A 9,570-nucleotide genomic window follows, 5' to 3' on the forward strand; every position below is an offset into this window, starting at 1 on the left:
TTCCGGCCGGGCGAGCCCGTTCGGGCAAAAGCCCAATGGTGCCCGGCGTTTCCGGTGTCGGCCAGGCTCAGATCTTCCGGAACCGGGACTGGAAGTAGCAGTAGACCCCGAACGCGGCGATACCGAGGGCCATCAGCGCCAGGATGAACGGGCCGTACGGCTGGTCCTGCAGGGTCCGCAGCGCGGCGTCCAGACCGCGTGCCTTCTCCGGGTCGTAGTTGATCGCGGCGACCACGACCAGCAGACCGGCGACGGCGAAGACCGCACCCCGGGCGATGTAGCCGGCCATGCCGAGCCGGCGGGTCAACTGCCGGGTCTTGGGGCTCATCTCGCCGGTCTTCAGGTTCCGCTCGAACTTCTTCTTGTAGCCGTAGATCATCATGCCGATGCCGACGGCGGCGAGCACCAGCCCGGCGAGCCCGACCAGCCAGCGACCGCCGCTGGAGGCCATCAGCTTCTCGCTGAACTGCTCCTGCTGGTCGGCGCTGTTGGAGCTGGCGTCCTGGACCACCTTGATCGCGGTCCAGGCGAGCCAGAGGAAGATGACGGTACGGACCACCGAGGCGATCCGCTCGAAGAGGCGTTCCCTGCCCTGCCTGGCGCGGTGGCCGACGGCCGCCTCCAGGGCCTGCCAGATGGCCATCGCGATCAGCCCGACGGCGATCGCGATCAGCAGGAACTTGCCCATCGGCTGGGCGCCCAGGGCGCGCAGCGCGCCGTTCTGGTTGCCCTCCTCGCCGGAGTTGGAGAAGGCGATCTGAAGGATGACCCAGGCGAAGAGCAGGTGCACGATCCCGTAGCCGATGAAACCGGCCCGGGCGAGGAGTTCCAGCCAGCGGCTGTCCGCGGTGCGGGCGGCGGTGGCTTCGGCGTTCCGGGTGAGTGGCATGGCGCCACAATCTCCGCTCGCGAAGCTTCTCAAACGTGGTCCGCCGCTGCTCCCGGGGGTTGGTCAGCTGCCGGCGTTGCGCGCCACCCGGATCTGCACCTGCTGGTCGGTGACGCTGTCCAGGGTGACCGCGAACCCCCCCACCTCGGCGGCCTGCTGGCCGATGGTGAGGGAGAGCTGCTCCCCGGCGACCTCGACGGTCACCTGGTCACCCTGCGCACCGATCAGCTTCGCCTCGACGCCGAGGATGGAGGCGCTGGCGTCGACGCCCCGGTCGAAGGTGACCGTGCAGGCGTCCAGCCCGCAGTCGGTGTCCGCGCCGTCCGAGCTGCATCCGGCAAGCACGGCCACGCCGAGCGCCAGGCCGGCCAGCAGGCCGGCGGTCCGACGGAGAGGGGTGGGGGCGGTGGCGCTTCGCTTCGTCACCCCACCAAGGGTACGAGACGCGGCCCACCGCGCCACCCGGGTGGATCTTCGACGGCCGGTGGCGGCGGGCTAGGGTCCGGGGCATGCCGTTCGACATCACCCGGGTCCGGGCCGCGTACCCCGCGCTCGCCGAGGGTTTCGCCCACTTCGACGGTGCCGGCGGCACCCAGACCCCGCAGTCGGTGATCGACGCGGTGGCCGACGCGATGCGGATCGCGGTGGGCAACCGCAGCACCGCCTCCGTGCCCGGCCGGCGCTCGCTGGAGCTGGTGGCGCAGGCCCGGAGCGCGGTGGCCGACCTGCTGGGCACCGCGCCGGACGGGGTGGTGCTGGGGCCGAGCGCGACCGCGCTGACGTACACCCTGGCCCGCACGCTCGGTGCCACCTGGCGTCCGGGCGACGAGGTGGTGGTCTCCCGGCTCGACCACGACGCCAACGTACGGCCCTGGGTGCAGGCGGCCGAGGCGGCGGGGGCCACCGTGCGCTGGGCCGAGTTCGACCCGACCACCGGGGAGTTACCCGCCGACCAGTACGCCGACCTGGTCGGTGACCGGACCCGGCTGGTGGCGGTGACGGCCGGCAGCAACGCGACAGGCACGATGCCGGACGTGGCGACGATCGCCGCGACCGCGCACACGGTCGACGCGTTGGTCTGCGTGGACGGGGTGCACTCGGTGCCGCACGGCCCGACCGACCTGGCCGCCTCGGGCGCGGACTTCCTGGTCACCAGCGCCTACAAGTGGTCCGGCCCGCACCTGGCGGCGATGGTGGCCGCCCCGGCCCGGTGGGCGGCGATGCACCCGGCCAAGCTGGTCCCCTCCTCCGACGCCGTACCCGACCGGTTCGAGGCCGGCACCCCGAGCTTCCCGCTGCTGGCCGGGGTGGCCGCCGCCGTCGACCACCTGGCCGGGCTGGACCCGAGCACCACCGGTGACCGCCGGTCCCGGGTCCGCGCCGGGCTGGCCGCCGCCCAGGCGTACGAGGAGACGGTCTTCGCCCGGCTGTGCGACGGGCTGGCCGCCAGGCCGGCGGTGACCGTCCTGCCGGCCGGCGCGCGTCGCTGCCCGACCGTGTCGTTCCGGCTGGCCGGGTGGACGCCGGCCGGGCTGGCCGCCGCACTCGGTGCCGCCGGGCTCTGCCTGTCCAGTGGTGACTACTACGCCTACGAGTACTTCCAGACGCTCGGGTGGCGCGGCAGTGGTGGTGCGGTCCGGGCGAGCGTCTACCACTACAACACCGTCGACGAGGTGGACCGGCTGCTGGCCGACCTGGACCGGCTGGCCGCCCGGCAGGAACAGCCGGTCGGCTGACCCACCGGTCCGGGCCGCCCCGGTGGGTCAGCGGGCTCCGGCGAGCAGTTCGGCGGCGGCGCGGGCGGCGGCCCGGGTCGCGCCGTGGGTGGCCAGGTGCAGCCGGCCGGTGACCAGCTCGGGCACGCCCAGCTCCACGACGACGGCGTCCGGCCGGGTGGCCAACGCCCGGTCGACGGCGGCCCGCATCCAGTCGTGCCGGTGCAGGTCCCGTACCACAAGCACCAGCGGCCGACCGGCGGCCCCGGTGGTCGGGTCGGCGGGCAGGTCGGCCTCGGTGAACCGCACGGTGCAGGTGCCGGGGAGCAGGTCGGCCAGGGGAGCGCCGAGGCCCCACGGGGTCTCCGCGCCGATGGCGATGTTGTGCGGTGGGGCGAACTCGACCACGTGCGCGGCACCGGTCAGCGGCAGCCGGCCGACCGGGTCGCCGCTGACCCGGACCGCCCGCCGGGCCGCGGTCAGGCCGACCGGTGAGCCGTCGACCGGGCGCAGGGCGCCGGCAGGGCGACCGACGCGGGCGGCGGTGCTCCACTCGGCGAGCTGACCGACCCGTTTCGCGGCCTCGGCGAGCCGCTCCTCGGGCAGCTCGCCAGCGAGCACCGCGGCCACGATGGCGTCGCGCAGGTAGCGGGCGGCGGCCTCGTCGGCGCGTTCCCCGCCGACGCAGATCGCGTCCGCCCCGGCGACGAGCGCCCGGACGGCGGCGCCGGCGAAGCCGTACCGGTCGGCGACGGCCCGCATCTCCACCGCGTCGGTGACCACCACACCGGAGAAGCCCAGCTCGTCGCGGAGCAGGTCGCCGAGGATGCGGCGGCTGAGGGTGGCCGGCAGGTCGGGGTCGAGGGCCGGGACCAGCAGGTGCCCGGTCATCACCGCCTGCACCCCGGCGGCGACGGCGGCCCGGAAGGGGACCAGCTCGCCGGCGTCGAGGCGGGCCCGGCTGGCCTCGATGCGGGGCAGGTCGTGGTGCGAGTCGACCCGGGTGTCGCCGTGGCCGGGGAAGTGCTTGGCACAGGCGGCCACCCCGGCGGACTGGAGGCCGCGTACCCAGGCTGCGGTGTGCCGGGCGACCAGGTGCGGGTCGGCGCCGAACGAACGCACCCCGATCACCGGGTTGGCCGGGTTGATGTTGACGTCGGCGTCCGGCGCGTAGTTGAGGGTGACGCCGAGGGCGGCGAGTTCACGGCCGAGGTCGCGGGCGACCTCCTCGGTGAGCGCGGGGTCGTCGACCGCGCCGAGGGCGAGGTTGCCGGGGCGGGAGCTGCCCCGGCCGGATTCGATCCGGGTGACGTCGCCGGCCTCCTCGTCGATGGCCACCAGCACGTCGGGACGCTCGGCGCGCAGGGTCGCGGTGAGCGCGGCCACCTGCTCCGGGTCGACGACGTTACGGGCGAACAGCACCACCGCGCCGAGCCCGTCGGCCAGCCACCGGCAGACCCAGTCGGGCGGGGTGGTGCCGACGAAGCCGGGTTGCAGGACGGTGGCGGCCAGGCCCGCCAGGTTGCGCTCGTTCATCCGGCCCCGGTACCCCCGTCGCGTGCCGACGGCCCGGTGCCGTCGCGGTGCTGCCATGGTCACACCGGGCGAGGTAATAGTCAATAAACCTTACTGTTACTGCCTGGCGTCGGTCGGGGCCGCGTGCGACAGTGCGGGGATGGACCTGCCGCCACTCGCCGACGCCACCTCGCCGACCGACATTCCCGGCGTACGCCTGCTCGGCCTGGTGGTCGGCGGGTTGCTGCTGCTGGCCGCCATCCGGGCAATGCTCGGTCGCCGGTGACCCCCAGCTGATCATGACGGCACCCCGGGTGACCGCCGATCGACCTGCCCCGCACCGCCCACACCGGGCGACGCGCGGATCCCGTGGGAGCGGTTTCGGCCTCGATCCACTCGGGTATCTCCGGCCCTCGATGAAGCTGTCCATGCACTCGACGACGTTGCGCCGCGCGGCGCGCAGCCTTTTCGGCTGGACCGCGCTGCGGCCCAACCAGCTCGCCGCCATGCGCGCGGTGATGAAACGACGCGACGCCCTGGTGGTGCTCCCCACCGGAGCCGGCAAGTCGGCGATCTACCAGATCCCGGCGAGCCTGATCCCCGGGCCGACGGTGGTGATCTCACCCCTGCTCGCTCTTCAGCAGGACCAGATCGCCGCGCTCAACGAACGCCAACGCCCCGAGCTGCGCGCGGTACGGATCAGCTCGGACGAGAGCGCGGCCCAGCAGGCCGAGGCGATCACCGAGATCCGGCAGGGGCGGGCCGAGTTCCTCTTCATCACCCCGGAGGCGCTCAGCAACCCCGACCGGATGGCCGAGGTGAAATCGCTGGCACCGGCCCTGGTGGCGATCGACGAGGCGCACTGCATCTCGGCCTGGGGGCACGACTTCCGCCCCGACTACCTGGCGTTGGGCCACCTGATCGACGGTCTCGGCCGTCCGCCGGTGGTGGCGCTGACCGCCACCGCCTCCCCGCCGGTACGCGACGACATCATCGCGCGGCTGCGGCTGCGTGACCCCGAGGTGGTGGTCTCCGGGCTGGACCGGCCGAACCTCTTCATCGAGGTCGCCTACTGCCCGACCGACGACTACCGCTGGCGGCGGCTGACCGCGCTGCTGCGCGACGACGAGCGGCCCGGCATCATCTACGTGCCGACCCGACGGGCCGCCGAGGAGCTGGCCGACCGGCTGACCACCGCCGGTCTTCCCACCCAGTACTACCACGGGGGGATGCCCACCGCCGCCCGGCACGCACTGCACGAGGCGTTCCTCGCCGACCAGGTGCCGATCATGGTGGCGACCTCGGCGTTCGGCATGGGTATCGACAAGCCGAACATCGCCTGGGTGGTGCACATGGCGCTGCCCGACTCGCCGGACAGCTACTTCCAGGAGATCGGCCGGGCCGGCCGCGACGGTGCACCGGCCCGGGTGCTGCTGCTGTGGCGGGCCGAGGACGTCGGGCTGCAACGCTACTTCTCCGGCGGGCTGCCGGACGAGACCGAGCTGCGGGACCTGGCCGCGTTGCTGCGTCGTCGGCCGGCCACGAAGAAGGCCCTGCGCGAGGCGACCGGCCTCGGGCCCCGCAAGCTCGGCCAGTACCTGGCCCTGCTGGAGCAGATCGGCGCGGCCGAGCCCCGGGCCGGGCAGAAGATCGGCGCCCCGCGCTACTCCCCCACCCCGGCCGAGGCCGGCGCGGCGGCCCTGGCCGAGGCCGAACGGCAGCAGACGGTGACCCGCTCCCGTACCGACATGATGCGCGCGTTCGCCGAGACCACCGGGTGCCGGGGGCAGGTGCTGCTGGCGTACTTCGGTGAGCAGATGTCCCAGATCTGCGGGCACTGCGACAACTGCCACGCCGGCACCAGCGTCGCCGACAGCGGTGCGGTCGGCCCGTTCCCGGTGCACAGCCAGGTCCGGCACCCGGAGTGGGGTCCCGGACTGGTGCTCAACTACGAGGACGACCGGATGACGGTGCTCTTCGACGAGGTGGGCTACAAGACGCTCTCCGTGCGCGTGGTGTCCGAACAGGGTCTACTGACGCTGGACTAGCCTGACCCGGGCGACCGCCGGCGTGCGGTGCCTGCAGTGAAACAACCGAGAGGGGCTCAGTCGTGATCGAACAGCCGGCGTACACCGGGTTCGGGTTCTCCGACGAGGAGTGGGGGCTGTTGGTCGGCCTGCCGCAGTCGGTCCTGACCGCGGCGAGCGCCGCCGAGTCGGACGGTGCCCGGCGGACCCGCGCCGAGAACGCGGCCGGGCTGGAGACCATCGGCACCGGACGGGAGTCGGCCAGCCCGCTGGTCGCCGCGGTCGCCGGGGAGATCGTGTCCCGGGTGGGCGACCCGGAGGCCGGCGAGGAGTTGCCGGTGATCTCACCGTCCGACCCGCAGGCGCTCATCGACGACGTGCTGGTCCGGGCCGGGCAGGCGTCCGCCCTGCTGACCGCCAAGGTCGACGAGGGTGAGGCCGGGGCGTACCGGCACTGGTTGGTGGAGATCGCCGAGCAGGTGGTCGGGGCGGCGTCCAGCGGAGGGCTGCTCGGCATCGGCGGCGACCAGGTCAGCGACTCGGAGCGGAAGTTCCGCGACCGCCTCTCCCACGTCCTCAACGACTGACGCCGAGCGTGGTGCGGGCCGGGTCGCCAGTGGGCGGCCCGGCCCGCCGCCGTGCCGCAGCGCCCACCCTCGGGTGGTCTCCACCACCTGACCCACCTGGCCGGCGTTTCCACCGAGTTCGAGGCGACGGCACCACCACCTGTGCGGGGTGCAACGGCGGCGGGCCTTGTCCGTCGACTGCAAGGTCATGCTCGAACGTGGTCGTAGTGGCCTCGCCATGCCCGAAGGCCCCTACAACCATGAAGTAGCACGAACCATGAAGAAGCACGATGTTGCGTGGCTGGCGACGGCACCGCAGAGGGGGCGGCCGCACCGTCGAGCCGGAACCGGCAGGCTGCCACAACAGACCGTCCACCTCCCACCTGACGGGTGACCCCCACCCATCCGGAGCCAGCACCGGGAAGCGATGAGCGGCGAGCCCGAATCCGCCGGTCAACTCAAGTTCGCCAATGTCGCCGTATCCCGTCGCGCCGAAGCAGCAGCGCGCCGTCCCGTTCCCGTTCCCGGTGCCGTTTCGATACCGCCATGTCGATGAGAATTGTGAGTCACTGCCGGTTGGGAGCGGATCGGTGGCCCCTTCGTCCAGAATGGAGGGGTAGTGCCCGCCGACGGGGAGGCCGGACATGGTGCACCGCGCAATGATCGACACCGAACAACTGCCACCTGCGGAACGGTTCGGGATGTGGCTCGACCTGGTCGCCCGGACCGCCGCGCCGTTGCGGATCCGCTCCGCGCACCAGCACGACTTCCGGGCCCGGGCCGAGTTCGTCGAGCTGGGGCCGGTCCAGTTGGTGCGCTACCGCTACCCGTCGCTGGAGGCGGTCCGCACCGCGAAGCTGATCCGGCGTACCGAGGTGGACTTCCATATGCTCGCCCTCACCACCGAGGGCGCCGGCGTCGTCGGGCAGGACGGCCGGCAGAGCCGACTGGGTGCCGGGGAGTTCACCTTCTACGACGGCTCGCGCCCCCACGAGGTCAGCGGCTTCGGTGACGAGGGCGAGCAGCAGCACGCCGCCTCGGTGGTCGCCCTGATCCCTTACGGCGCGATGCCGCTGTCGCCGGAGCGGCTCACTCCGCTGCTGGCGGGCCGGATGTCGGCCACCGAGGGGCTGGGCGCGCTCGTCGCCCAGTACCTGACCCGGATCACCTCGTACCCGGAGCAGTACCGGCAGGCGGACGCCGAGCGACTCGGCGGGGTGGCGCTGGACCTGATCTCCACCATGCTCGGCCGGCATCTGGTCGCCGAGGACGACATGCCCCGCGAGGTACGCCGTCGGGCGCTCCTCGCCCAGGTGCAGAACCACATCCAGCGACACCTGGGTGACGCCGGCCTGACCCCCGGCTCGATCGCCGAGGCGCACCACATCTCGGTCCGGAGCCTGCACCGGCTCTTCGAACAGGAGCAGACCACTGTCGCCTCGTACGTCCGTGAGCTGCGGTTGGAGCGGTGCCGGCGGGACCTGGCCGATCCGGCGCTGGCACACCGGCCGGTCCAGGCCGTAGCCACCCGCTGGGGCTTCCGGGACAAGGCCCACTTCAGCCGGACCTTCCGGGCCGCCCACCGGCTGACACCGCAGGAATACCGGACGGTCCACCTTCAACAGGCACGGATCGTCAACAGCCCGGCGTCCGAAGTCAACTCAGGACGGACATAATGACAGTGGGCCGAGGGTCATCCGACCGTGCGGCCCAACGGTAACGGGGGACCGTGGCGTGGCGTCCGTGACCCAGCGTCATGGACGGCCCGCCCGGTGCCGCACCCACCGGGTCCGGGCCGACGCCACGCGACAAGCTCCCCGACCGGCCAGGCCCCGGCCCCGTCGCATTTCCCCCAGGATTCGCGGCGGGGCCGGTCAGGCCTCCTCCAGTAGCTCCAGCACCGACCGTTCGGCCTGTTCACGGGGGAAACCGGAGGTCACCGGCAGTACCACGCCGTCGTGGTACAGGTCGACCACCCGGGGGTCCACGTACGACGTCCGGGCAACCGTGGGCGTGTTGCCGAGCAGGTCGGCCACCGCCCGCATCACCCCGGCCACCGCCCGGCGACGGGCCGTCACGGAACGTTGCGCCCCGACGGTGGCCAGCTCGGTGGCCGCGCGTACGGTGGCATGCCAGGTACGGAAGTCCTTGGCGGTCATCTCACCGCCGCTGGCGTCCCGCAGGTAGCCGTTCACGTCGTCGCTGCGCACGTCCCGCCAGGCCCGGCCGTCCCAGTAGCCGAAGAGCCGTTCCTCGGCCCGCCGCCGTCGACGCAGGTTGGTCAGCACCCGGCACAGCTCCGGGTCCTCGATCCGGCGGACCTGTGCGATGCCGCCCTTGGCCGGGAACTCGAAGACCACGCAGCCGCCCCGGGACCGGGCGTGCTCCGGGCGCAGGGTGGAGACACCGAAGGTGGCGTCCTCGCCGACGGCGTACTGCTCGTTGCCGACCCGGAAGGTGCCCATGTCGAGCAGCCGGGCGACGGTGGCCAGCACCCGGTCCCGGTTCAGCCCCGGGCCGGCCAGGTCGTCGGTGATGCGCGCGCGCAGGGTCGGCAGCCGACGGGCCACCTCCAGCACGTGGTCGAACTTCGCCTCGTCCCGCCTGCGCCGCCACTCGGGGTGGTAGAGGTACTGCCTGCGGCCGGCCGCGTCGGTCCCGGTGGCCAGGATGTGCCCGTTGGGATACGGCGCGATCCAGACGTCGGACCAGGCGGGCGGGATCACCAGCTCACCCAGCCAGGCCAGCACGTCGGGATCCCGGACCGGCGCACCGTGCCGATCCAGGAAGCTCCAGCCCTTGCCGCGCCGGCGACGCCCGTACCCCGCCCGACCCGGATCACTGCGCCGCAGTCGCAC

General features: G+C 73.0%; 9 protein-coding genes. 5 read left to right on the top strand and 4 right to left on the bottom strand.

The window, feature by feature from the left end:
• Nucleotides 1-67 precede the first annotated feature (67 nt).
• Both OHQ87_RS14260 and OHQ87_RS14265 read right to left on the bottom strand, forming a co-directional pair.
• Complete coding sequence (locus OHQ87_RS14260; RefSeq protein ID WP_328348559.1) at nt 68-889, bottom strand: DUF1206 domain-containing protein; 822 nt, start codon at nt 887-889, stop codon at nt 68-70.
• A gap of 63 nt (nt 890-952) precedes the next feature.
• A complete protein-coding gene (locus tag OHQ87_RS14265) occupies nt 953-1,315 on the bottom strand; it encodes a hypothetical protein (RefSeq protein WP_067306974.1) in 363 nt (120 codons plus the stop codon).
• Nucleotides 1,316-1,398: 83 nt separating this feature from the next.
• Between OHQ87_RS14265 and OHQ87_RS14270 the strand changes: the two genes are divergently transcribed.
• Entirely contained in the window at nt 1,399-2,625 is a 1,227-nt protein-coding gene (locus OHQ87_RS14270; RefSeq protein WP_328348560.1) for a cysteine desulfurase-like protein, read from the top strand.
• A gap of 27 nt (nt 2,626-2,652) precedes the next feature.
• Here the strand turns inward: OHQ87_RS14270 and OHQ87_RS14275 are convergent, their stop codons facing one another.
• Nucleotides 2,653-4,140 (bottom strand): glycoside hydrolase family 3 protein, encoded by a 1,488-nt coding sequence (locus OHQ87_RS14275; RefSeq protein ID WP_328348561.1) that lies wholly within the window; start codon nt 4,138-4,140, stop codon nt 2,653-2,655.
• A 139-nt stretch (nt 4,141-4,279) separates the two neighbouring features.
• Here OHQ87_RS14275 and OHQ87_RS14280 point away from each other — a divergent pair, with 139 nt between their 5' ends.
• From OHQ87_RS14280 to OHQ87_RS14295, 4 genes are all read left to right on the top strand, one after another.
• Nucleotides 4,280-4,405: a hypothetical protein gene (locus OHQ87_RS14280; RefSeq protein ID WP_328348562.1), complete on the top strand. Its 126-nt coding sequence runs from the start codon at nt 4,280-4,282 to the stop codon at nt 4,403-4,405.
• 130 nt (nt 4,406-4,535) lie between these two features.
• Entirely contained in the window at nt 4,536-6,167 is a 1,632-nt protein-coding gene (locus tag OHQ87_RS14285) for a RecQ family ATP-dependent DNA helicase (protein WP_328348563.1), read from the top strand.
• A gap of 62 nt (nt 6,168-6,229) precedes the next feature.
• The gene (locus OHQ87_RS14290; RefSeq protein ID WP_328348564.1) at nt 6,230-6,733 is read left to right on the top strand and encodes a hypothetical protein; all 504 of its coding nucleotides are present in this window, start codon (nt 6,230-6,232) and stop codon (nt 6,731-6,733) included.
• A 623-nt stretch (nt 6,734-7,356) separates the two neighbouring features.
• Complete coding sequence (locus OHQ87_RS14295; protein ID WP_328348565.1) at nt 7,357-8,388, top strand: helix-turn-helix domain-containing protein; 1,032 nt, start codon at nt 7,357-7,359, stop codon at nt 8,386-8,388.
• Nucleotides 8,389-8,586: 198 nt separating this feature from the next.
• On the opposite strand, the gene OHQ87_RS14300 is transcribed toward OHQ87_RS14295, so the two are convergent.
• Nucleotides 8,587-9,570, bottom strand: a complete 984-nt coding sequence (locus OHQ87_RS14300) for a DNA topoisomerase IB (RefSeq protein WP_328348566.1) — start codon at nt 9,568-9,570, stop codon at nt 8,587-8,589.

This window comes from Micromonospora sp. NBC_00421, from assembly GCF_036017915.1.
Classification (GTDB): Bacteria; Actinomycetota; Actinomycetes; order Mycobacteriales; family Micromonosporaceae; genus Micromonospora.